The sequence below is a fragment of the Niallia sp. Marseille-Q9988 genome, assembly GCF_976954375.1.
This window is the reverse complement of record NZ_CDRJSZ010000005.1, coordinates 363084-388718: the sequence shown is the minus strand read 5'-3', so window position 1 is coordinate 388718 and position 25635 is coordinate 363084. Positions and strand designations below refer to the sequence as shown.

Sequence of the window (25635 nt, the reverse complement as noted above, 5' to 3'; positions counted from 1 at the left end):
CACCTCTATCGAATATCAACCACTGTTCCATCTTTTACAATAATTGACTTATTTGTATTTTCCCAAGCCTGCCCCACCTGAACATCAACAACAGCCATTACTTCTTGCTCCTTGATTTCTGTCCCTAATGGTAGTATATGTAATTGATTTAATTGAAACTCTATCGTTTTTTGTTTCTCTAATTTATTTGTAACTTCCTTTCGAAAAAAACGTTTAATTTCCGAACCAGAAGGGTGATTTTTCAATTGTTTTCTTTCTTCAAAATGAAGCTGTTGTACTTCTTTTTCTAGTTGCTCTATTTCTTGCCGATATCGTTCAGAAATGGACTTTCGCGTTTTCTCTGTTAAAACTTGTTTTACTGTTACAGACTGAAGAATCTTCATATACTTCCTCCTAACAGATGACAACCTTTGTACATACTACTAACAAGGTAACATATATTGCATTTTTCGTCTAAATACAAGTAAATTATCAATCATTTTACCAACACTACAGCTACTTCTGAAGAAATGCTAGCACTTAAGTTTAATATATCAGCCAATGTAACATGTTTATCAGCCAAAATAATTATTTATCAGCCAAATCTCCATCGATATCAGCCAAAGAAGCGCACTAATCAGCCAAACCCATATTTCTCCTAAAAAACAAAGGAAGGAGGGTTCCCCCTCCTTCCTTTTCATTTAATCTCTAATATCAACAATAATTTTCTTTTGTTGTAATGATCCTGCTGCATAAACAATCGTTCGAATGGCTCTCGCTACTCGCCCTTGCTTCCCTATTACCTTTCCTATGTCATTCTCGTTGACAGAAAGCAAGTAAGTGATACGATTATCCTCTTCTGTTACAGTTACGGCCACTTCCTCTGGAAAATCAACAAGGGGCTTAACAATCGTTTCTATAAGCTCTTTCATTGCATCAAAAATTATTTAGCGTTTTTGATATTGTGGAATTTTTCCATAATACCTTGGTTAGAGAATAGGTTACGTACTGTATCAGATGGTTTTGCACCATTTTGTAACCATTGTAGAGCTTTATCTTCGTTGATTTCCACGATAGCTGGGTTTGCTACCGGATTGTAAGTTCCTACTGTTTCAATGAAACGTCCATCACGTGGTGAACGAGAATCTGCTACTACGATACGATAAAAAGGAGATTTTTTTGCTCCCATTCTTTTTAAACGAATTTTTACTGCCATTTAATATTGCACCTCCGAATAGTTTCACACAAGATAGTATATTATCAGATACTCCAACACTTTGTAAAGTGTTTTTTCTTGTCAGTGTTAAAAATCTTTATTTACGCCCTCTAACAGTCTGTTTTCGCCCAATTTCAATGGACAAACGAAGCCAATTTTATATAAAAAACTGTCGTTAGAACGGGTTGAAAGGTAATTTTAATTTACCTTTTTTCTTGCCCTTTTGACCCATATTGGTCATTTGCTTCATCATTTTTCTCATGTCATCAAACTGTTTTAAAAGTCGATTTACTTCCGGAACGGTTCTACCGCTTCCTTTTGCAATACGCTTTCTTCTGCCAGAATTGATGATCTCTGGATGTTCTTTTTCTTGCTTAGTCATGGACTTAATGATTGCCTCTACATGTGCAATTTGCTTTTCGTCCACTTTCATATTGTTTAAGCCTTTGATTTTGTTCGCACCTGGCATCATTTTAATTAATTCGTCAAGTGGTCCCATGCTTTTCACCTGGCTTAAGGAATCAAGAAAATCGTCAAAGGTAAATGAATCTGATTTCATTTTCTTTTCTAATTCTCTCGCCTTTTCTTCATCCACGTTTATTTGCGCTTTTTCGATTAAGCTAAGCACATCACCCATTCCTAGGATTCTAGAAGCCATTCTCTCAGGATGGAATGTTTCAAGCGCGTCCATTTTTTCTCCCAAACCAACAAATTTAATTGGTGTGTTTGTAACAGAACGTATGGAAAGCGCAGCACCCCCACGTGTATCACCATCAAGCTTTGTTAAGACAACTCCCGTTAATCCTAACTGCTCGTTAAAGCTTCCGGCTACATTGACAGCATCTTGCCCTGTCATTGCATCGACAACTAGTAATATTTCTTCTGGGTTTGCAAGTTCTTTGATTTGCTTTAATTCATCCATTAGGGCTTCATCTACATGAAGACGACCTGCTGTATCAATTAATACATAATCATGATGATCTTCTTTCGCTTTTTCAATCGCTTGCTTTGCAATTTCAACAGGACTAACTTGGTCTCCTAGTGAAAAAACTGGAAAATCAAGCTGTTTTCCTAATGTTTGCAATTGCTTAATCGCAGCAGGACGATAAATATCTGCAGCTACTAATAGTGGATTACGATTATGTTTTTTACGCAGTAAATTTGCAAGCTTACCAGTGGTTGTTGTTTTCCCCGCCCCTTGAAGTCCGACCATCATAATGACAGTTGGAGGACGTTTATTCACACCAATTTTGCTTTCTTCTCCACCCATTAATTCCGTAAGCTCTTCTTTTACTACTTTAATAACTTGTTGTCCAGGAGTTAAGCTTTTTAGCACTTCCTGTCCAACTGCACGTTCACTTACTTTTTTGACAAAGTCTTTTACCACTTTAAAGTTTACGTCTGCCTCAAGAAGCGCAAGACGTACTTCACGCATCATTTCTTTTACATCCGCTTCATTTACTTTCCCTTTTCCACGGATTTTTTGCATCGTGTTCTGCAGTCGGTCAGCTAAACCTTCAAATGCCATACGTCAGCCTCCTTAATCTAATTTCTCTAGTTCCTCTACTGCCTCTCGCAACGCAGATATAGATAAGGTATCATGTTCTAGCATTTTTTTCATCTTTTCAAAAAGAACTTGACGCTCTTGAAATTTCTGAAGTAATAATAACTTATTCTCATATTCTTCTAGCATTGCTTCTGTACGTTTAATGTTGTCATACACCGCTTGACGGCTTACATTGTACTCAGCAGCAATCTCCCCAAGAGAGTAATCATCCAAATAGTAAAGAGACATATAGCTTCGTTGCTTCGGTGTTAACAACGACTGATAGAAATCAAATAAATAATTCATTCTCGTTGTTTTCTCAAGCATCGAATAATACCCCCGTGTTAAGTCAAAAGCCTTTACATCGACTATTTTACACACCAGAAAAAAAGATGTCAAGAAAATATCTTTACAAATTGAAAAGCGGAGGGTGCCCGTTTAGGGGCGTGTGGGGTGGAGCGATGATTCCTGAGATATAGGAAACACAGTGAACGGCAGTGAACTGATGTTGACTTATCGTAGGGTAGCATCGTGAAGCCCATCAGCCCCTGGGCACCCGGAGCTGGACTAATTGAAAAGCGGAAGCGCCTGGTTATCGTTGTACAAACTAGTAGGGGGGCTGACTGAGATACTTTTAAAAATGCGACAATTTAATGTTGTCTCTTCCCTAGTTTGTTTTTAATAAATACAAATGGGCTTTTATAAGGTTTCTATGTTACCTTCTCCTCTTCTTTTCCTTACGGTTCGGGCTCAAAGAACGCTCCTCTGTTACTTATAAACCAGTTTATAACCTAAACCGCTGCTTCCATAAAAAACTGCAGATAACTTTTAAAGTATACCCGCAGTTCGTATCATACCAACCTATCTCATCGTTTTTTCTTCCGCTTCATCTCTAACAATTGATCCAAATGGTTTTCGTTCTCTTCCTTTGTATTTAGCTTTTTCGTCTTTTTCGGTGGTTTTGCTTGTTTTTTATTTGTTTCTCTATTAGAATCCAGCTGTGCCTCTTTCCCTATAGATACTGGTGTCTCTCTAGGTGCTGAGCTGATCTTTTGCTTAAAGGTCTTTTGCCGTTTAACACCTTCTTTTTTTTCAAACACAGCAAGGAATTTAACTGGTAATCCTAATCTTCTAATGGCAATTTCTATCAATAGAAGCAGGAAACTAATGAACAGCAAAACTTCTGTAATCTCCTGCTTTTGTTTAACTGGATTCTTTAGCGGTCGAAATGCTTGTGATTCTTTTTCTAGCTGAGAGCCGTCAGTTATTGCCAGAAGCTCGTTTACCTTTTCTTCATTGGCTCCGGTAATTAAATATTCATCAGAATAAGGGACGGTAAAGCCTGATTGGTAAACGGTGACATTTCCATCCTCATCCGTCTGTTTGACATGAATAAAATAAAGACCTGGATCATTGTCAACATCCACCTCATATTTTCCAGGGGCAATCATTTTTGTATTTCCTTCAACCACTTCTCCTCTTTCTGAAATAATGGTTGTTTCAATCGGGAGCATCGATAATTTATCTGCTGAAACGGATAAATAGGTTCGATCCTGCTCTTTTTCGACAGATAAAGAATACGCTTCTGAATCGTACTGTGGCAAAGTATTCGCGACCACTTTTGTAAAAAAGCTGCTCCATTGGTTCCAGCGAGCCCAATCCCCGTTCCATGCACCATTTACGTCAGAAGTGAAAGCTATCGTCTTACCTAAACCGTATTGCCATTCTGCTAATATCGGATCTTCCTTTGTGCTTTCAATCGGAACGGTGCTTTCTGCTTTGGGTGTTGTTGCGATATAGGCATTCATCTGGGGAATTCCTTGACTAAACAACGAATCCCATCCATAGCCAGATTTAATATTAGGATAAAATGGATTGTCTTCAATATAGGTTCTTGTCGCCATAACAGTTTCTCTTGATAAAATGGAAGGAATAACCGTTGAATCCTGTACATCATAAAAACGCCCTGCCCCAAGCTTTGCTAATTCCTCCAACAAATTTCGGTCCGCATCTGCGCCTAAAGCTACCGTTGACATCGTAACATTTTTCTTACTGCCTTCATTAATTAGCTCTTCGTAATCATTATTCGTCGCAGATTGTCCATCGGTGAGTAAAATGATATGTTTTCTTTTTACATCTAAATCACTGATTTGATCATAAGCTTCCACTAATGACCCATATATTTCAGTTCCTCCACCAACTGGAACAGAACGAATTTTATTTACTACTTCTTCTTTATTTTTCAAAGGCTTAGGCTCCACTATCACCCATGGTTTATCATCAAAAGCAATAAACCCTAACGTATCTGTCTCTTGAAGCAATTCAACCGATCTTGCTGCCGCTTCTTTCGCTAACGAAAACTTTTGCCCATCCATACTTCCAGATCGATCTAAAACAATCATTAACGCCATTGAAGGCATTTCTTTTTTTCCTTTGATGTCCATATCTACTGGGAGAAGCTTCTCTATAGGTGTTTGAAAATATCCCCCTAGCCCGAAGCTATCTTCCCCACCTGTCATGAGAAAACCGACACCAAAGTCTTTGACACTTTTTTCGATAAGACTCATTTGATTTTCCGTAATATCTGTTGCAGCAATATTATTAAAAATAATCGACTGATAATTCAAATAGCCAGAAAGTACGGTTGGCAGCTGAATCGATGAACGTACCTCTACTTTATACCCTGCTCCTTCCATGATTTGTACGAGCGCTTTATTTGAATCATTTTGAACCAAGAGAATTTGCGGAATCGTTTTAACCATATTCACGACCTGCAGCTTGTTATTTTCAGCGTAAGCATCATTCGTCAATTCTAGTTCCGCTTTATAGGTTACTAATCCAGCCTGTTCCACTGGAAACTGGATTGGGATAACATTTGTTCCTTCTTTTATTTCAATTGACTTGGAAACAATTTTATTATTATTCTCATAAAAATGAAGCAATCCACTCTTTGCAATATTACTCTCAATCGTTACAGAAACCGACGCTTGTTCCCCTTCATATAAAGTGGAAGGCACTTCTATTTCACTAACGGCAGTATCTTCATAAGAATGCGATTGGAGCAAAACAGTATCTAATTCGATAGAGCGATTTTTTAATAACTTCGCAGCTTCGGTGAGATTCCCCATCGTCTCGTTTCCGTCCGTAAATAGAATAATTCTTCCACCACTATTATTCGGAAAAACACTACTGGCAAGATTAATGGCCCCTTCAATATTCGTATGATCTTTTCCTGTCTCCTCATTCCATTTTGGAAAACGGAGACCTTCTTTTCCCATCATTTGTTCAATGGTTGCTTTCTCTCCAAAGGAAAGAACACTATATTCATCTTTTTCGTTCTTATTTTGCACGCTTTTTTCCAGCCATTCGAGTTGCTGGTCTCCTGAATCTTGTACACTTGCACTTCGATCCATTAGAAATACAACTTGTGTTTCTTTTTGCGGCAAAACTATTTGAGGAATAGCAAGCGCAATGATTAATAGGGAAAAAATACATGTTCTTAAAAAGAGTATAACCTGACTTTCCTTTCTATTTGTCATCAGCTTCATCTGCTTCCAATATCGGTAAAGAAGAAAAGCAACAGGAAGGAATAGTAATAGAATGAATGGGTATTTAAACTCTATTTGCACGGCGATAAACCTCCCATTCCAGACATAAAATGATAAGAACAAGTAAACATAAAACATACCATAGCCAATCACTTTCCGTTTTTGTAACCTGATTTTCCTTTAGTTGGGTCTCGTTTAATATAAACGACTTTTGCGATTCAATGGTCTTCTCTCGGTCATCTAAATTCACAGAAAAATAAAGGAGCTCAGAATCATTTGTAAGCTGATAAACACCTGGTAGCTTCGGTGCCTGGAAGCCATCTTCCATCGAAAAGGAGTCTACTAATTGGTCATTTTCATTATATATATCCCAATCGGATTCTTGATTTGTTAATGAAATGGTTCTTGATTCTAAAGGCTGAAAATCTCCAACATAATTGGATTGTGAGGAAAGCCATTGATACATATTGTATAAAAGAATCGGAAAACTTGGGTGTAATGGCCAATCACTATCTTTTAAATCAAATTGAATGAATATGGCTGGCTGATTATTTACTTCCCCTTTTTGAATCAACGGCAGCTCTCCACTTTTAACAATCGGTTTCATACTTTCCATCGTTTGCTTTATAGCACTTGCGATAAAAACATCCTTCATATCTACATGTAATAATAATTCATCTTCACTTTGTTCTATCTCTGTTTGTAATTCTTCTTTTTTTCCATCCGTAAAAAAGAATACAAACGGAGCCCCAATATTTTCAGGTAGCGTAGAACCAGATAATAGGAAAATACTGTCCTGTTTCGTTAAAAATTCTGTTTTATCCTCCATTTGGATGACACGAAGACCAATCGCCTCAAACCCCTTTACCAAAAAAGGATTCATTTCCTTATCTGTATACATAGTTGTAATCTGTCTATTAAATACAGCGGTTTGCCTATTATCGATTACATAATCATCTGTAGCAGTAAGTTTGGCATTGTAATAAGATTTCTCGGGTAAATCGTTTATTGCGATTATTTTTCTTTCTTTTGGCTGTAGCTCAATCTCTTGCTGATAAAGCACTGTTTTTTCGCTTTCAACTTGAAAAGGTATTGTCTTAAGGGAATCTGATTGATTTTCCACCATAGCAATCCCTGCTACTCCATCACCATTTTTTGATACACCAAAAGATAAAATCGAAATATTATCTGGCTTTTCCTGTTCTTGATTATGTACTTCTACGTAGAAGGAATTAATACTCTGTATCCTTTCCTTCTCTACTCCGTCAGAAAAAATATGAATAGCCGTTTTTCCCTCTTTTGCTAGGCTTGCGGTTAGTTCTGTGGCACTTTGCCAGTCTTCATGGGTATAGGAAAGCTCTATGTCTTTAATCGCTGCACTTACTTTATATCGGTCTGACTCATCATGTAGAAGTATTTTAGGATGATCATTTACCTCGAGAACCGTGACAGATTGGTTTTGCTGAATACGTTCCATCATTTCTAACGCAGCAGCTTTGCTTTCTTCTAATCTATTAGAGGCATTTTCCTTTGCGGCCATCGAAGCCGATGTATCAAACATAAAAATGATTTGTTCCCCTTTAATCGCCTCTTTAGCAAAATATGGCCCTACAAGTGCTAACATCAGCAAAAGTAAGCAAATAAGCTGCAGCCAGAATAAGACGTTATTTTGCCATTTATGTAACCATGAGGATGCCTTCATTTCCTTAAGAACTTCCTCCCAAAGTAAATTGGAAGGGATGATTTGTTTAGTATATTTCTTCCGAAAAAAATATAATAGGATAAATAATCCAATTAAAAATAGCAGCAAAAAGTAGTATGGATTTGCTAAATGCATTTTTTCTCTCCTTTTGGCTCGAAATGAATAAGAATTATTGAACCAATCCAGTAAATGCTAGTTCACGTAAAATGATTGTTTGTATATCTAATTTATCGCTGATTTGACAATAACGGATTCCATGTGTGGCACAAAGAATTTCTAGCTCCTGATTATGCTGTGTTAGTCTTTTTTTATAAAGCGTTTTAATCGAATTATTAAGACTTACATCTACCATTTTTCCATTTTCACTATCAACTAACTGTATATCGCCAGAAAGATGCGGATTTATTTCCGTCTCACTTAGTAATTGAATCAGCCATACTTGTTGATTTCGACGGTTTAACCGTTTAAAACTTTCCTCAAAAAACGACAATGCTTCCAAACCGTCAGTTATCAAAACAATCATTTGTGACGGCGCTGATAAAGAACTAATTAATGATTGTGTAAAGCTTTCATTTATTGTCTGCTCCTTCATATCGACAATTTCGTAAAAGGTTCTTTTATTATGAACCGATCCTTTGCGATGAAAGGAAAGCTTTGTTGAAACAGCAGCAAAACTCAATCGATCCTCATGAGACAGTGTAATATAGGCTAAGCTTGCTGCTAGCTCTCTTGCTAACTCCCATTTAGAAGGGACTTGTTTCATCGAAGAGGTAGCATCAAGGAGTATTCTAACAGAAATCTCTTTTTCATCTTGAAATCTTTTAATATATGGCTTATTCGTGCGACCATAGACATTCCAATCAATTTGGCGGATATCATCACCAGGATGATAGATTCTATAATCAGCAAAATCCAGGGAAGTGCCATGGATATGAGAATTTCTTCTGCCATTTTGCATTCCTGTACCCTTCATCAAAACTTGCAGGCTTTTTCGATTCATTCTTGCTAATAAGGAATGATAGTTCTTCATCGACCCTTTCCTGCTTCAATACGTAATGTTTTTTCCAAAATATCTTCGATGATCTGATCTGGAGTAACCCCCGCAATCTCCCCTTCAAAATTAAGCAGAATTCGATGTCTAAGAACAGGCAGTGCCACATATCGCAAATCGGCAATAGAAACATGCAATCTTCCAGAGGCTAACGCTCTAGCTTTTGCCATCGTTACTAAAGACTGTAGCCCCCTTGGTCCACTGCCTGCCTGAATATAATTGTTTCCTAATTCTGTCACATCCTCTGAGCCTGGATGAGTAGCAGAAACAATGTTTACTGCAATGTCTAAAATATCGTCAGCCACAAGAATTTGTTTAACAAGACTTTGCAAATGAATAATATTCTCTACAGTGGCAACTTGATTCAAAGTGGTTGAGTCTGTTCCTGTAGTCCGCTTAATAATTGCTTTTAATTCCTCTTTTGAAGGATAAGTTACATGTAATTTACATAAAAACCGATCCAATTGGGCCTCAGGCAATGGATATGTTCCTTCCATATCGAGAGGATTTTGAGTTGCTAATACAAAAAATGGTGCTTCTAATCTTTTCGTTTCTCCCATAATGGTGACCGTTTTTTCTCCCATTGCTTCTAATAAAGCACTTTGCGTTTTCGGTGTTGCTCGGTTGATTTCATCAGCAAGGACAATATGCTTGAATAAAGGTCCCTCATGAAAATCAAATTGCTGTTTGCCTTTCTCATCAGGCTGTAGCACCATCGTACCAGTAATATCTGCAGGCATTAAATCTGGCGTAAACTGAATACGTGCAAAGGTAAGGTTCATTACTTCCGAAATTGTTCGAATCATCATCGTTTTTCCAAGACCAGGAAGTCCTTCTAAAAGTACATGTCCGCCTGCTAGCATACTCCAAAGTACCTCATCAGTGATTTTTTCTTGGCCGACAATAAACTTGCCAATCTCTTCTTTCACCTTTTTAAGTAAAGACTCTGCTTGGATAAAATCTTGTTCTACTGGTTCTTTTTCCATCTTTTCCCCTACTTTTCATTTGGTTTTATATCAGTAAAATAATTCTTCACAATTTTTTCCAAGTCATGTGGTAATGTATATCTTGATGTACTTTCCCTATAAGAAGCTTCATATTCTGAAAATACTTGTTCATATGGACGAACACTCCCTTTCAGAACTGGACCTTCCCCTTCTATCACCTGACCTTGCTTTCCATTCCCTAATTCACCTGAATCCACTTCGATGTTATCTTTGCCATCTACTTTTTCTGGGACAGTTAATAACTCTCTGCTTCCGCCCCCAAATCCTGCTCCAGAGCCATTTCCACCTCCAGACCCACTACCATTCCCGGAACCTGAGCCATTTCCTGAGCCTGAGCCTGAGCCTGAGCCCGATCCTGAGCCCGACCCTGTTCCTGAACCATCCCCATTCCCTGAGCCGTCACTACCATCATTTCCATTAGTAGAGCCGTGATTGTCCTTCTGCCCTTGTTGGCCATTAGCATTTGCATTTTCTGGTGAATTCTCACCATCATTACTTGATCCATCAGCAACTGTGCTAGAATTAGGTACTGTTATTCCATTTGCAAGACTTTCATTTTTAAGAAGATTTTCTACTTGAGCTAGTTCAGTCTGTACAGATTCCAATTGCTCAAGAAGCTCCTCATTATTTAATAAATCTTCCATCTGGTCTAATAGCTGCTGTAACTGTTCTTCTGTTAACTGCTTATTTCCACCAGTCAATTGATTTAGGGCATCTTTTTGTTTATCTGTTAACTGATCATATTGCTCGTTTGCTTTTTGTAATTCCTTCTTGACTAATTCTTGATTCTTCTCTGAAATGGCTTTAGAAAGAGACATAAAGCCAGCTTCATTCAGCTTTGCTTCCGCTTTTTGTCGTTCATTGCTTTTCTCTTGAAGCTTTCTTTTTTTTAGCTGTAGCTCTTTCGCTTGTTTTTCCAATTCCGCAAAGGTTTTTTCGACCGTATCCTTCTTCTCTAATTCCTTTTGAACCTGTTTAAGTTCTTTTTTTACTTGTTGATTTGTTTCTTTTTTTATTGCTTTTTCTAATTCTTTTTCCGCTTTAGCCATTGTTTTTATCTCATTCTCTTTTTCCTTCGCTGCTTCCATATTAATGGATGGGAAAAGCTGCAACAGGACACAAATAACAAGACAAGCAACTCCTGATAAAACAAATTTCGGGGAGAAATAGCTTTTCTTCCGTTTTAATACAGCTAATTGCTTCTGTTCCATTTCCGATATCGCCTGTTTTACAACTAACTGTTCTACAGCGCCCTTACTCTGTAAATAGGCATAGGCAGTCGTTGCATAATCATCTGAAACGAACTGATTATATAGTTTTACAGCCTGTTTTTCAGTTGGCCACTTTCTCCATAATCGAAACAGAAAAAGAAGGACACCAATACAAGCTGTTAGAAAAAGAATGGATGATAAAAACGGAAGCACAAAAAAATAGGCAAAAACATAGAGAAGGAGATAAACTCCTCCTAAAACCGCAAGTAAAAAACAGAACTCTTTTGCAATCAATTCTCTTGCTAGGGACTGTCTTACCGGTTTCACTAATTCCTTATATTGTTTGTGGTTTTCCATACGATTATCTACTTCCCTTTTTTCATATTGGCCCGTAATTTACGGACACTAATTGTCAGCGAAAGCGCAATGACTACACAATAACTAATGACATGTGCCGCCCATATAGGAAATTTAATTCCTGTCCATTCCTTTATTTGATCAGAAACGGTTGGTTCAAATATATCTGCTAGCACAATACCGGGATTAAACATCGCGCTAAAATAGACGGAAGGTACTTTTTTGGGTACTGAACTAGAATAGATATCTGCCATTTGAAAGAGAATGAGCGATATCACGACCGTTCCACCGACAATAAATAAGGTAACACTGTAGGTTGTAACCATGCTGACAATCGTTTTGCGAATCAGCGTCGAAAATAAAACACCAAAGCTACCAATAACTAAGATTGTAAATAAGCTAAAGAAAAATACTTGCACTAGCTGTGTCGGGGAGATACCACCATATAGAAATACAAAGCTATATATTGGTAGACTCGCAAGGATTAATAAAACCAAATATGCAACAGAAGAAAGTAATTTTCCAATAATAATCGTAAAACTGCTTTGCGTTGTCGTTAACAAAATGCTTAAGGTTTGCCTTTCCCGCTCACTACTAATTACTCCACCAGTAAGACCTGGAGTAATAAATAAAACTAAACCTAATTGAAAGAAAGCCAAAAACATGAACATCATACGACTTTCCTGCGGTTTGAAAAAACCAACTGGGCTCGATGTTCTTAGTACAAACATAAAAGCAACCATCAGCAAGGAGAGAGCAAGGAGATAAAACAGGATTCCAAGAAATGTTTTCCCTGAACGAAAGCGTAACTTTAACTCTTTATTTAATACAGGATTCATAAAATAGGTTTTCAAGAGAATTCAACCTCCTTTGTAATTTCCATAAATACATCCTCTAAATTACTTTCCATTTCGGCGAAGCTAATGATCGGAATCTCCATATTAACTGCTGTTTTTAAAAGGCTCAACTGTTCCTCATCTCCGCCTTTAAACAGGAATTGAATCGTTTTAGCATTCTCCAAGACTTCCAATTTTGTAATTCGTGGGTTTTCTTCTAAAAATGCAATCGTTTTTGGCATATCCAGTGTTTTTACACTAATCATTTTTTCACTTTGCAATTGCTGCTGAATTGCTGATACCGTCCCTTGTGCGACTAGTTTCCCTTGATCCAAAATTCCAATAACATCACACATTTCTGCTAGCTCTGGCAAGATATGTGAAGAAATAAGAATAGTTTTCCCCATATTTTTTAATTCTTTTAAAATCTCACGCATTTCAATTCTGGCTCGAGGGTCCAAGCCAGAAGCAGGTTCATCTAGAATTAGAACCGCCGGATCATGAATTAAGCTTCTAGCAAGACAAAGTCTTTGTTTCATTCCTCTCGACAAAAGATCCACATAATCCTTTCGCTTATGAGAAAGATTTACTAGCTCTAATAGCTGTGGGATTAATTTTTCTCTTTTTGCTGCCGGAATCCCATAGCTAGCGCCATAGAAATCTAAATATTCTTCTGCTTTTAGCTGATCATAAACACCAAAGAAATCAGGCATATACCCTAATTGTTTTCTTACCTCTTTCGGCTGCTTCATGATATCCGCTCCATTAATAGTTGCCGTGCCAGAGGTAGGTGCTAATAAAGTAGCAAGAATGGAAAATGTCGTCGATTTACCTGCCCCATTTTGACCAACAAACCCAAACACACATCCTTCTTCAATCTGAAGTTCTAGCGGTTCAAGCGCTGTAAACTTTCCATACTTTTTGGAAAGACCTTTAATTTCTATCATTCTTTTATCTCTCCTTTAATCTTAACAGATGGCAGCTGAATATATGGATCTCCATTCGTTGCTTTTACTACCTTCATATTGATTATTTTATTTTCATCTAAATAGGCAGAAACTTTATCTTTATCTACTTTAAAAAGACTAGTTATTTTTTCATAAGAATCTGTTTCTTTATTATAAATATTGTATGTGACACCTGGATTACCATTTGGATGAACAGTTAATGAATCAAACGATAGCGATTTTATATCATACGATTTAGGAATTTGAAGTGTATATAAATACTCGCCATCTTCTAATGAAATATCATTATTTTGGTAGTTCTCACTATAAATGGCTCCTTCGATAACGGTTAATTTTTGTTCCATATTTCCTTCATTTATCGTAAATGTTCCTGGAAAATGATTGGTTAAAATAATCGGCTCCATGATTAAATTAGTGCTATTTTTCGTTTCCTTTTCGCTAGCAATCCCAACATCCACGATATCTTCATTCGTAATCGCAACTAACACCGGCTCTCCAGTAGATATGTTTTTAAAGTAATCCGTACTTAATACCATGCTTTCCACCACTAATTCTCTAAACTCCTTTAAATCATGGCCATTATAATCGTAAATATAATAACCATTGCCATTTCCACTTGGTCTAGAAAAGTATTTATTGCTATGTGTGACTTGAACATTCTTTGTTTCACCAGATTTAATAGGACCTAGTTCGATTTTTTCATTACCTGACCAGATAAAGACTTTTGAAAAATCAAATGGATACAGATTCGTTATCGTTCCTGAAATATCTTTTTCTGTTACAGCAAAATCATGGCTAAATCCACCTTCTATTGGCATAGAGGATTTTCCATACATGGTACGGCTAGACCAATATTCTACTTCTGGAAAAATGATTTCACTATTTTTCACTTTTTCATTTTTAATAGCTTTAACTTGCAGCTCTCCATATCCTAAATAAGGAAAAGGAGTATATGTATCTTGATCAAAGGTTAAAGCAAAATCACCGGATTTATTCGATAAAAGGGTTGTTGCTTGGTAGCCAGATAAATAATTATTGCTATATTGGTAGATACCCATTTCATTTATCTGCGGATTTTTTATTTTATCTTTTGCCCCAGTAATAAACATTCCTAATGATAAAAGAATCGAAAGACTCGGAATAATCCACCAAGCATGCTCTCTTTTATCGTATTTTCTTAGTACAAAATACAATATTGGCACAATAACTAATAAATAACCTGCCAGTATTATTAATAAACGACCAGTTGTAATCGTTGAGCTTTTAAAATACTCATTTGATTCGACAAATTGATAGTAAAGATTACTTAAAGGATTCCCACTATATTGATAATTTGCCGTTATCCGTGTATTCTCTGTTTGCAATAGATTCTCCATCCAACTATTAAAGCCCTGCCAATTCAGTAAGGTAGAATCACTAAGTGAAAAAGAGGTTTGAATAATTTTCCCTTCCCCAAGATTTTTTTTCGCAACCAGTGGATGCTCATTATGTATCGTTATGGCGTCAGAACCGTCTGTTAGCGAAGACCGATAAGCAGTTATCTTTTTCTGTTCTTTCGTTTTTGTGTCAATTCCAGACAATGGAATCTCTTCCTCATTTCCAAGAGCCAATGGCATTAGTGATTCTAAATTGCCATATGCTTGCTTTCCATTTGTCGTTGCACCGGTAATTAAGATTCCTCCTTTTTCTATCCATTTCTTAATCGCCAGTTGCTGTTCTTCTGTTAATTCTGTTAAGGAGAATTGATCGACCATTAAAAAGCTTAGCGTTTCAAGGCCTAATGCTTGATCTGGTATATCTTCTTTAAGTAGATCCGTCGTAATAATGGAACTGCTTGAAAGCTTTCGCAAATTTTTAAATTTGTCATACTGATCGGTAAGAATGCCTAAAGTCTGATCTGAAATTAAGTTTAGCCTTACTTCTTTAACACCAGTAAAACTTACTTCCTCGTCTTTTTGCCAGCTATCTCGATATAATTTCATTTTATTACTAGTATAGTTAGAATCCGAAGACATCCCTGGTATTGTTACAGTATACGTTTTCTTGCTGTTTGCTGGTATATCGACAGGTACTAATGTTTGTCCACCGATATCATAACTAGGAGAATAAGGAATAAGTAAGTCACCTTTGAAATCCTTCTCTTTATTCTCAATCGTGACCTTTAGCATAAATCCTTTGCCATCCATTACTTTGCCATCCAAACCAGCTTCTGTTGTAATTTTTATGCCGGATGTACTTGCTGCATTTGCTTCTTTCACAATAAAAGTGGTGGCCAAAAATAAAATAAAGCAGATGATTAAAACTTTTTTGACTTTTCGCAAACTGTGTTTCCCCCATTTTTTATTTTTTCATTCTATTTAATAGACGATTGGTAATAGTTTTCACCCTACACCAAATTAGAAAAATTTCATAATGTAATTTTACAATATACTATACTTTTTATACATATTTTTTGTAAAATTTTTCTTCTTTTGTTATTAGACGAAGGAAATGGTCGAAAGGTTTTATATGCCAGAAACTATTTTTTAGTATTTTCGAATCAAAAACTCCTGTTTGTGAAAGTTAACAGGAGTTTTAGTATATATCCGTTATTGATTTGGTTACTTTTCGGACGAATTGATAGCAAAAGCATCCTTATAATCAAACAAAAATCTAATTTATATGTCATCTAGCCATTTTATCAGCCACTCTTGCTCTTTTTTCAGCCAAACCAAAAACTAATGAATATGAAATAAAATTAGAATACTTGCTGGAATCGCAATTAAAAGCGCGCCGATTATTTTCATGCGCATGCCTGATAAACTATTTAGAAATAGATTTTCTTCTTCTAAAGTAAGCAGATTTCCCCAGTCTGCTTCCTCCATTTTTTTAGCTGGTAAGGAGTCTCCAAGTTGAACATAGGCATGATGTTCTACAAGATGTCCTTTTATCATTAAGGCAATTCCTCCAATAAGAACAAGTAAAACAACGCATTGAATAATCATACGTTTTCCCTCCGAAAAATAAAGTAATATGCTACTTTTTATTGTTCTACTTATTCTTATTTTTATTACGCCTTTGCAAATATTTAACAATCAAAAAAACAGCCAATAAATAAATGCCGCAAAGTTTCCTTTGCGACATCTATGTAAATTCACTTTTTACTCTTCACTTTCTTCTACTAATGTTGAAAACAAGCCATATACATATCTTTCTGGATCAAAGCTTTGGAGATCATCCATTTTTTCTCCTAAACCAACAAATTTTACTGGAATATGCAACTCGTTGCGAATTGCAAGCACGATACCACCTTTAGCTGTGCCATCCAATTTAGTTAAGACAATCCCACTTACATTTGTTGTTTCTTTAAACGTTTTCGCCTGTACTAATGCATTTTGTCCAGTTGTCGCATCTAGCACGAGTAGAACTTCATGGGGAGCACCTGGAACCTCTCTCTCAATAACTCGTTTTACTTTCTCTAGCTCTTTCATTAGATTCACTTTGTTTTGCAGTCTTCCAGCTGTATCACAAAGAAGAATATCTGCTTGACGAGATTTTGCAGCCTGTACTGCATCGAACATAACTGCTGCTGGATCAGAGCCTTCAGTATGCTTAATGACGTCCACTCCGACACGATCTCCCCACACCTCTAATTGTTCAATAGCTCCAGCGCGGAAAGTATCTCCTGCAGCAAGTAAAACCTTTTTGCCTTCTTCTTTAAACTTATGGGCAAGCTTACCGATTGTCGTTGTTTTTCCTACTCCATTGACACCTACAAAAAGAATCACCGTTAAGCCGTCTGCTTGCATATTAATTGTAGAAGATTCGTCTTCTCCGTTCTGATAAATAGCAACGAGCTTTTCTGAAATAACATCCTGGACTTCTTTTGGATCTTGGATGTTTTTTCGCTTGACTTCATTTTTTAATTCATCAATTAGCTCCATAACTGTTTCAAAGCCAACATCTGCGCCAATTAATATTTCTTCCAGCTCTTCAAAGAAATCTTCGTCTACTTTACGATAACGAGAAACGAGATCATTGACTTTTTCGGAAAAATTATTTCTTGTTTTCGATAATCCCTCTTTAAACTTCTCGGTTACTGTACTCGTCTGCTGAGACATTTTTTCTTTTAACTTTTTAAAAAAACTCAATTATTATCCCTTCTTTCATTTAGGTTTTTTTTTATAAAGTTTATTGATATGCCCCGTGGTTATGTAAGTTTTCTTTCTATTAACGATTTAGGATTAAATTTCACAAGGCCAATTACTAAGCTATTCTGTAGGAGGAATTGGCCTTGGAAACTAAAAATTATTAACTAGAAGTATTAGTGTCTGCAAAAGGATTATGCATTAGCTACTAACTCATTCGTTTCACTTAAGCGTACGGAAACTAGCTTTGATACGCCAGATTCTTGCATCGTTACCCCATAAAGAACATCGGCTTCTTCCATTGTTCCTTTGCGATGGGTAATGACAATAAATTGGGTTTCATGGCTATATCGTTTTAAATAGGAACTAAATCGAAATACATTCGCTTCATCCAATGCTGCTTCGACCTCATCCAAGATACAAAAAGGAACAGGTCTCACTTTCAGAATCGAGAATAATAAAGCAATAGCAGTTAGCGCTCTTTCTCCACCAGATAACAGACTTAAGTTCTGTAGCTTTTTCCCTGGTGGCTGGGCAACTATCTCTACTCCTGTGTTTAAGAGATCTTCTGGATTTGTTAAAACTAAATCTGCACTTCCTCCACCAAATAAGCTTTGAAAGACAGTTTCAAAATGCTCTTTTATGCCTTCAAATGTTTGTTCAAAGCGATTTTTCATTTCTTCATCCATTTCATCAATTACTTGATAAAGAGTATCTTTCGCTTCTTCTAAATCTGTTTTCTGCTCCAGAAGAAACTCATATCTTTCCGAAATTCGTTCATATTCCTCGATAGCACCAAGATTGACAGTGCCGAGCTCTTCCATCGCTAATTTAATAAGCTTCACCTTTTTACGCGCTTCCTCTACTTCTAACGTTAAAGGATAATCTAACTTTGCTCCTTCATACGTTAATAAGTATTCCTCACGTAAATTAGTTAATCGTGTATCTAGTTCTACATCTACACGGTTCAATTTTACTTCTTCATCTTTTAAAGCCTGGACGATACCTCTGTGAAGTCTGCGCTGCTCCTTCGTTTCAAGCTCCAGCTCTTCTAATCGCATTTGCTTTTGCAATCTTTCCTCTCTACGCAAAGAGATTAGCTGGATAGTTTCTTGCTTTTCATGCAACTTTTGCTCTGCTGCTTCTTCTAGCGTCGCTTCTCCAGAATGCGAATTGCTCATTTCAGAAGAAAGCAAGCGAAGATCTTCACTGACAAGCTTCCATTTTTCTTCCGTTGCTTGATGTTCTTGCAAAATGGTCGCAAGCTTCTCTTTCTCATGTCTAAGCTTTTCTTTTTTTGCCGCAGACTGGATCCTTAGGTCGCTAATTGCATTTACTACCGATTCTTTGGAAACAGATTGTTTATTCTTTTGCTCTGTTAATAAGGCAATCTCTTTATCCAATTCAGTAAGTTTTTTATTCTGTTCTTCAAGCTCTTTTTGTAAATCCGTTCTTCTTTTTAGAAGAAGCTCTTGCTCTTGATTAGAATCTGCCTTATTCCGATCATATAGCGACAATTTATCATTCATGGCTCTTTCTTCAAATTCAACTTCTTTTAAATCATCTTTCCATGTTTGAATTTGGAAACGAAGATCCTCGACTTTTAATCGAGCTTCTTCCATGGTTGATTCTTCTGTTTGCAATGCCGCTTTTCCCTTTTTCAGCTGTTCCTCAAGCTTAAGAGATGTTTTGTCCATTTCAAAAATCTTTTTCTTCAGCTCTTCCAATTCACCTTTTCTGGTGATGATAGATGCTTGCTTTTGCTTGATTGCTCCCCCTGTCATGGAACCACCAGGATTAACAATTTCTCCGTCTAATGTAACAAAGCGGGAACGATACTGAAGGATTTTCGCCATTTCATTGGCACCCTTTAAGTCCTTGGTTATAACGACATTTCCAAGTAAACTGCGCATAATTTCGCGATATTGACTATCATAGTTAATCAAATCTGCCGCAATGCCAATAAACGCAGGATGACCTTGAATTAGCCTTAGTTGCGAATCGGAAAGGGATTTTCCTTTAATAACATTCATTGGTAAAAAAGTAGCTCGTCCATAACCGTTTTTCTTCAAATACGCAATTGCCTCGCGACCATTTTGTTCTGTTTCCACAACAATATGCTGCATCGAACCACCTAAAGCAATTTCCAAGCTCACACTATATTCCTTTGGCACTTGCATTAATTCTGCAACTGCTCCTCTAATGCCGTGCAAAGACTTGCCTCTTGCTTTAAGAACTTCCTTAACTCCTTGGAAAAATCCAGAATAATCGTCTTCCAATTCCTCCAACATTTCTTTTCTCGATTTTGCCTGCTGGGCAAACTGGTAGGATTGATAAAGAGACTTTTCCACTTGTTGAACTTTTGCCTCTATTCCCGCAAAATGACTTTGTTTTTCTTTCCAAGCTGTCGACCATCTCTCTAGTTCGTCAGAAAGCTCCTTAAGCTTTGCTGAAATACTTGTCTTTTTTTCCTGAATACGGACACGCTCATTTGTATAATTAACATTTTCCTCATCAAGCTGAGATGTTCTCTTTTCCTGATTCTCTAATTGCTGGTTAACCGAATTTAGTTCATTTTTAGATGCTGCTTGATTGCTTACTATGTCTATATAGTCACTTTTTAACATTTCAATTTTCTCTTCTAAATTCTCGTTAAAAAGGGCCAGATTTTTCTCGTTAACCTTTAATGTGTCTTCAATTTCCTTTGATTCTGCTTGTAATTCATAAACAAGCTTTTGTTGAGTTTCTTTTTGCGAAACGAGTGCTGCTACTCTTTCCTGTAACTCCACTTTACTTTTTTCAAGCTGATCGCGATTTTGTGTAGCATTCTTTTTTCTTTCTTTTAATACTTCTTTTCTACCTTCAAGCTTCTCTAGTTCCTCACTGACTAAAAGAAGTACTTGCTGTAGATCATCAATCGATTCATCAAGAGCTGCTACCTCGTTTTTCCCTTCCTCCATTTTTGCTTCTTTACTTTGGAGCAAAGAGGATAACTTTAACTCTTCTTGTTTATAGGCCTCTAGCTGCTTGGAGATTGCTTCAAATCGCTCATGTGCCTCTTCAATATCATGAACCATTAAGGCTACCTCAATTGATTCAAGATTTTCTCGATGATGCAAATATTCTTTTGCCATGGAGCTTTGAATTTTTAATGGCTCCACCTGACTCTCTAATTCGTGTAATATATCATTTACACGATTAAGGTTATCTTGTGTTTCAACAAGCTTCCCTTCTGCTTTTTTCTTACGTGTTTTGTATTTTAATACACCTGCTGCCTCTTCAAATATAGACCTGCGATCCTCTGCCTTACTATTTAAAATTTCCTCGACTTTCCCTTGACTAATGATAGAAAAAGCCTCTCTTCCCAGTCCAGAATCCATAAATAAATCAACAATATCTTTTAAGCGACATGATTGTTTATTAATTAAAAAGTCACTTTCTCCTGAACGATAAACACGTCTTGTTACACTTACTTCATGATAATCCAATGGAAGAAAATGATCCTCATTCTCTAACGTTAATGTTACTTCCGCAAAGTTAACTGCTTTTCGTGAGTCACTCCCTGAAAAAATAACATCCTCCATCTTACTTCCACGCAAGGATTTAGCTGACTGCTCGCCAAGAACCCAGCGAATTGCATCGGTAATATTACTTTTCCCACTTCCGTTGGGGCCAACCACTGCCGTTACACCAGGCACAAAATCGACTGAAATTCGATCTGCAAATGACTTAAATCCGATAATATCCAACCGTTTTAAGAACATACCCTCACCCCGATTCCTTCTTGTTTCTCTAGTTGCATTAATCGTCTATGCGTAATATCAAACACTTTATTTTTCACTTTCCGCCTTTAACATCAATAATGATTTTTGCGCTGCCTGCTGCTCCGCTTCTTTCTTCGAGCGTCCCATACCAGTACCAAGCTCACGATTATTTAAAAACACTTGGGAAATAAACTCCCTATTATGAGCTGGTCCCTTTTCAAGAAGTATTTTATACTCGATTGTACCAACAGCATCTCTTTGAACATATTCTTGCAGTTGACTTTTAAAATCCATCACATGAGAAAAAGCACCGTTATTAATTTTCGGAAAAATTACTTCCTCTAAAAATACTACCACTGAATCTAATCCTTGATCTAAATAAAGAGCACCAACAAACGCTTCAAATACATCAGCAAGTAACGCTGGTCTCGTTCTTCCCCCAGTCATTTCCTCGCCTTTACCTAATAGCACATAGTTGCCAAAGGAAAGTTCATTAGCAAATGAAACTAGCGATGGTTCACAAACAATTGCTGCACGCAATTTGGTTAGTTCCCCTTCACTCATCATTGGGAATTTCTTAAAGAGAAATTTAGAAACCGTCAATTCTAACACGGCATCACCAAGAAATTCTAATCTTTCATTGTCTTCATGTGGTTTTCTTCGATGCTCATTCACATATGATGAATGGGTAAAAGCCTGCTTCAATAGTTTTTCGTCTGTAAAATGAATCCCTATTTTATCTTGTAGTTCCTTCATTTTTTTTTCATTTGGTCGAACGGTTCTTTTGTCTTTTCGATTGCCTCGCATTTTGCCTCCACCTTAGCACTAAGTTTACAATTCATTTCAAGTTTAAGTAAAAAAGATAAAAAACGCAAAGAAACTTGGAAAGTTTTTTCTCTCCAAGCCTTTTCTATGACAGAAATCGGGCTACCACTAGGGAAATAACCCCGCTTCACATAAGAAAAACTATTTTATCCATTTTATCCGCTTATTAAAATACGTTTGAACAGCTAAAAACTAGTCTGTTCCATTTAACTTGAACATACCTTTATATTATAGGCATTTAGTTATTAGTATACATCAAACAAACGGAGATTGTCATCTATTCTTAGGGGTAAAAAACCCTACAGTAGTTGTTTTTTGCTGATAATCTACTATACAAAATTAAAAGCCCCGTGGTTAGCGGAGCTTTTAAACATTGACTAGCGATTACTTATGTAATTCACAGCATCACCAACTGTAGAAATCTTTTCAGCATCGTCGTCAGAAATTTCCATATCGAACTCATCTTCTAATTCCATAACAAGTTCAACTACATCAAGAGAATCAGCGCCTAAATCATCTTTGAAAGAAGCTTCTAGAGTTACCTCAGATTCTTCTACGCCAAGACGATCTACAACGATTTTTGTTACACGCTCTAATACATCTGCCATTTATTTCACCTCCCCTCAAATGCATTATAGAGTATTTTAACGAAATAATAAATGAGAACTTTTTTAACTTTCGCTGTTCCTTTTATCTGCTAGCGTTCTCCTATTATTTACGACTAGTTTTTCCCATAGTAAAGGAAAAATTACATATACATGCCACCATCAATATGCAATGTTTGGCCAGTGATATAGCTGCTGTCTTCAGAGGCTAAAAACACAACTGCATTCGCAATATCTTCAGGTCGACCAAATTGACCGAGTGGAATTTGGGTAAGCATGCTATTTTTCACTTCTTCTGTTAGCTTATCCGTCATATCTGTCGTTATAAATCCAGGTGCAACTGCATTAACGGTTATATTTCGTTGTGCAAGCTCTTTGGCAGTCGTTTTTGTAAATCCAATAACACCTGCTTTAGCTGCAACATAATTGGCTTGTCCAGGATTCCCTGTTACCCCAACAATGGAAGTAATGTTAATAATTCTTCCTTTTCTTTGCTTCATCATTGGTCTTGTTACGGCTTTTGTACAAAGGAAAACACCTTTAAGATTTGTATTAATAACATCATCCCATTCAGAATCTTTCATACGCATTAATAAATTATCCCTTGTAATCCCCGCATTATTGACTAAAATATCAATGCTGCCAAACGCTTCTAAAGCCTCTTTCATCATCGCATTCACAGAATCACCATCGGATACATCACATTGAATACTAATTGCTTTTCTGCCTAGAGCTTCAATTTCCTTAACGACTTCATTGGCACGATCGACACTTCCTGCATAGTTAACAACAATGTCTGCACCTTGCTTCGCTAACTCAATCGCAATGGATCTCCCAATTCCTCGAGATGCTCCAGTGACAACAGCAACTTTACCAGCTAATTTCACTTACATATCCCCCTTTAGTTCTTCTGCAACCTTCTTACTTGTTTCGATATCATTAACAGCATATACTTTCGCTTTGCGATCAATCTTTTTAATTAAACCTGAAAGGACTTTACCAGGACCGATTTCAATAAAAGTATCTACTCCTAAATCAAGCATTTTACGAACAGAATCCTCCCATAATACAGAAGAATACAATTGTTCTACAAGCTTTGTTTTTATTTCTTCCTGATCATGAATTGGCTCTGCCGTTACATTGGCGATAACAGGAATTTCCGCATCTTTTAATGTTAATTCATCCAATACCGCAGCAAATTTTTCCGCCGCTGGCTTCATTAAGGCTGAATGGAAAGGACCACTTACTTCTAGTGGAATTGCACGCTTTGCTCCTGCTTCCTTTGCTTTTTCTCCGGCTAATTCAACCCCTTTTGTGGAACCTGAGATTACAATTTGACCAGGACAGTTAAGGTTTGCTAGCTGTACAGAATCACCAGCATCAGAAACTTTTCTTGTCACAGCTGTCAATTGCTCTCTGTCTAAGCCCAGCACTGCTGCCATCGCACCTTCACCTGCTGGAACTGCTTCTTGCATATATTCCCCGCGCTTACGAACTGCATATACCGCATCTTCAAAAGACAGCACCCCTGCTGCCACTAACGCAGAATATTCACCTAAGCTATGTCCTGCTACATAATCAGCTTCTATATGAAACTGTTTGAAATGCTCATATATTGCCATACTCGTTGTAAGCAATGCTGGCTGTGTATTATGCGTTAGCGTAAGCTCTTCCTTTGGTCCTTCAAAAATTAATTGCGATAAATCAACGTTTAATTTTTGATTAGCTACTTTAAATAAATTTGCTGCCGGTTCAAATTGTTCAAATAAATCTTTTCCCATTCCCACTCCTTGGGAGCCTTGTCCTGGAAAAACAAAAGCAATTTTAGCCATTTATTTCTACTCTCCTTCTTCTTCCTATTCGAGACCTGTGTTTACGTTGCTTCTATATAATTTACGCTTCATGCTCCATTGCATCCTTGATCTGATTTACTACACCAGATTGCACAAACTCTCTTGTTTGTCTGATTGCACTGAAGATTGCTTGGCTGTCAGATGAACCATGTGCTTTGATTACTGGAGCATTTAAGCCAAATAAAGCAGCTCCCCCATACTCCGAATAATCCAATTTATTTTTTATTTGTTTTAAATTCGGCTTTAATACAGCTGCAGCCATTTTTGAAGTAAAACTGCTCATTAACTCTGTCTTAATCATTTTAAACATCGACATCGCTGTACCTTCTACTGTTTTTAAAATCATATTTCCTGTAAATCCGTCTGTAACAGCAACATCACATACTCCATCAAGCAAATCACGTGCTTCCATATTTCCGATGAAATGGATATTAGTATTTTGGAGAAGGTCAAAGGTTTTCTTTGTTAATTCATTGCCCTTTTTTTCTTCTGTACCAATATTCAATAAGCCAACTCTTGGTTTTGAAATTCCTCTAACCTTTTCTGAATAGATGCTTCCCATCATTGCATACTGAACTAAGTTTTCTGGTTTGGCGTCTACATTTGCACCAACATCTAATAAAAGAAATCCTTCTCCACCAATAGTCGGTAAAGTTGGAGCAAGTGCTGGTCGATCTATGCCTTCCATTCTACCGACTACAAATAATCCAGTTGCCATTAGCGCACCTGTATTACCTGCAGAGATAAATGCGTCTGCTCTATTTTCCTTTACTTCTGTTGCACCAAGAACCATACTCGCTGTTTTTTTTCTGCGTACTGCTCTTACTGGTTCGTCTGTTGCTAAAATTTGCTCTTCTGTATGTAAAATATGGATTCTTTCTTTATTGGTAAGAAAAGATTGAATCTGCTTTTCATCTCCAACAAGAAGTATTTCTAAATCTGAAAAAGCTTCAATTGCTTTTTGAGCACCAATTACTATTTCTTTTGGGGCATTGTCTCCGCCCATTGCATCGATTGCAATTTTCATCATAACGATTGCT

At 36.9% G+C, this 25635-nt stretch carries 21 protein-coding genes; all 21 read right to left on the bottom strand.

Annotated elements, in window-relative coordinates:
• Positions 1 to 5: 5 nt before the first annotated feature.
• Entirely contained in the window at positions 6 to 383 is a 378-nt protein-coding gene (locus tag ACWNMZ_RS11690) for a YlqD family protein (protein WP_235247690.1), read from the bottom strand.
• A 297-nt stretch (positions 384 to 680) separates the two neighbouring features.
• On the bottom strand, positions 681 to 911 hold the full coding sequence (locus tag ACWNMZ_RS11685) for a KH domain-containing protein (protein ID WP_031534442.1): 231 nt from the start codon (positions 909 to 911) through the stop codon (positions 681 to 683).
• 11 nt (positions 912 to 922) lie between these two features.
• On the bottom strand, positions 923 to 1195 hold the full coding sequence (rpsP, locus tag ACWNMZ_RS11680) for a 30S ribosomal protein S16 (protein WP_031534440.1): 273 nt from the start codon (positions 1193 to 1195) through the stop codon (positions 923 to 925).
• 175 nt (positions 1196 to 1370) lie between these two features.
• A complete protein-coding gene (gene ffh, locus ACWNMZ_RS11675; protein WP_251627315.1) occupies positions 1371 to 2723 on the bottom strand; it encodes a signal recognition particle protein in 1353 nt (450 codons plus the stop codon).
• A gap of 12 nt (positions 2724 to 2735) precedes the next feature.
• Complete coding sequence (locus ACWNMZ_RS11670) at positions 2736 to 3068, bottom strand: putative DNA-binding protein (RefSeq protein WP_031534436.1); 333 nt, start codon at positions 3066 to 3068, stop codon at positions 2736 to 2738.
• 539 nt (positions 3069 to 3607) lie between these two features.
• Positions 3608 to 6370 carry a VWA domain-containing protein gene (locus ACWNMZ_RS11665; protein WP_235247691.1) on the bottom strand — a complete coding sequence of 921 codons (2763 nt, stop codon included), beginning with the start codon at positions 6368 to 6370 and terminating at the stop codon, positions 3608 to 3610.
• Entirely contained in the window at positions 6354 to 8126 is a 1773-nt protein-coding gene (locus ACWNMZ_RS11660) for a BatA domain-containing protein (protein WP_235247692.1), read from the bottom strand. The genes ACWNMZ_RS11665 and ACWNMZ_RS11660 overlap by 17 nt, the downstream gene beginning before the upstream one ends.
• Positions 8127 to 8160: 34 nt before the next feature.
• On the bottom strand, positions 8161 to 9021 hold the full coding sequence (locus tag ACWNMZ_RS11655; RefSeq protein ID WP_441993810.1) for a DUF58 domain-containing protein: 861 nt from the start codon (positions 9019 to 9021) through the stop codon (positions 8161 to 8163).
• Entirely contained in the window at positions 9018 to 10028 is a 1011-nt protein-coding gene (locus ACWNMZ_RS11650; protein ID WP_251627319.1) for an AAA family ATPase, read from the bottom strand. The genes ACWNMZ_RS11655 and ACWNMZ_RS11650 overlap by 4 nt, the downstream gene beginning before the upstream one ends.
• A gap of 8 nt (positions 10029 to 10036) precedes the next feature.
• Positions 10037 to 11617, bottom strand: a complete 1581-nt coding sequence (locus ACWNMZ_RS11645) for a hypothetical protein (protein WP_251627320.1) — start codon at positions 11615 to 11617, stop codon at positions 10037 to 10039.
• Between the two features lie 8 nt (positions 11618 to 11625).
• Positions 11626 to 12471 (bottom strand): ABC transporter permease, encoded by an 846-nt coding sequence (locus tag ACWNMZ_RS11640; RefSeq protein ID WP_251627321.1) that lies wholly within the window; start codon positions 12469 to 12471, stop codon positions 11626 to 11628.
• Positions 12468 to 13400: an ABC transporter ATP-binding protein gene (locus ACWNMZ_RS11635; RefSeq protein WP_251627322.1), complete on the bottom strand. Its 933-nt coding sequence runs from the start codon at positions 13398 to 13400 to the stop codon at positions 12468 to 12470. Before ACWNMZ_RS11635 ends, ACWNMZ_RS11640 begins: the two co-directional genes overlap by 4 nt.
• Complete coding sequence (locus ACWNMZ_RS11630; protein WP_251627323.1) at positions 13397 to 15742, bottom strand: hypothetical protein; 2346 nt, start codon at positions 15740 to 15742, stop codon at positions 13397 to 13399. Before ACWNMZ_RS11630 ends, ACWNMZ_RS11635 begins: the two co-directional genes overlap by 4 nt.
• Before the next feature lie 396 nt (positions 15743 to 16138).
• Positions 16139 to 16405: a hypothetical protein gene (locus tag ACWNMZ_RS11625; RefSeq protein ID WP_031534420.1), complete on the bottom strand. Its 267-nt coding sequence runs from the start codon at positions 16403 to 16405 to the stop codon at positions 16139 to 16141.
• A gap of 156 nt (positions 16406 to 16561) precedes the next feature.
• Positions 16562 to 17551, bottom strand: a complete 990-nt coding sequence (ftsY, locus tag ACWNMZ_RS11620; RefSeq protein ID WP_235247697.1) for a signal recognition particle-docking protein FtsY — start codon at positions 17549 to 17551, stop codon at positions 16562 to 16564.
• Positions 17552 to 17742: 191 nt separating this feature from the next.
• Positions 17743 to 21312, bottom strand: a complete 3570-nt coding sequence (gene smc / locus ACWNMZ_RS11615) for a chromosome segregation protein SMC (RefSeq protein WP_031534416.1) — start codon at positions 21310 to 21312, stop codon at positions 17743 to 17745.
• Positions 21313 to 21378: 66 nt separating this feature from the next.
• Entirely contained in the window at positions 21379 to 22119 is a 741-nt protein-coding gene (gene rnc, locus ACWNMZ_RS11610) for a ribonuclease III (RefSeq protein ID WP_031534414.1), read from the bottom strand.
• Between the two features lie 395 nt (positions 22120 to 22514).
• Positions 22515 to 22745, bottom strand: a complete 231-nt coding sequence (locus ACWNMZ_RS11605; protein WP_016201082.1) for an acyl carrier protein — start codon at positions 22743 to 22745, stop codon at positions 22515 to 22517.
• A 140-nt stretch (positions 22746 to 22885) separates the two neighbouring features.
• Positions 22886 to 23629 carry a 3-oxoacyl-[acyl-carrier-protein] reductase gene (gene fabG, locus ACWNMZ_RS11600; RefSeq protein ID WP_031534413.1) on the bottom strand — a complete coding sequence of 248 codons (744 nt, stop codon included), beginning with the start codon at positions 23627 to 23629 and terminating at the stop codon, positions 22886 to 22888.
• Positions 23630 to 24574 carry an ACP S-malonyltransferase gene (fabD, locus tag ACWNMZ_RS11595; RefSeq protein ID WP_235247698.1) on the bottom strand — a complete coding sequence of 315 codons (945 nt, stop codon included), beginning with the start codon at positions 24572 to 24574 and terminating at the stop codon, positions 23630 to 23632.
• Between the two features lie 61 nt (positions 24575 to 24635).
• Entirely contained in the window at positions 24636 to 25622 is a 987-nt protein-coding gene (gene plsX / locus ACWNMZ_RS11590; RefSeq protein ID WP_251627397.1) for a phosphate acyltransferase PlsX, read from the bottom strand.
• Positions 25623 to 25635: the final 13 nt, after the last annotated feature.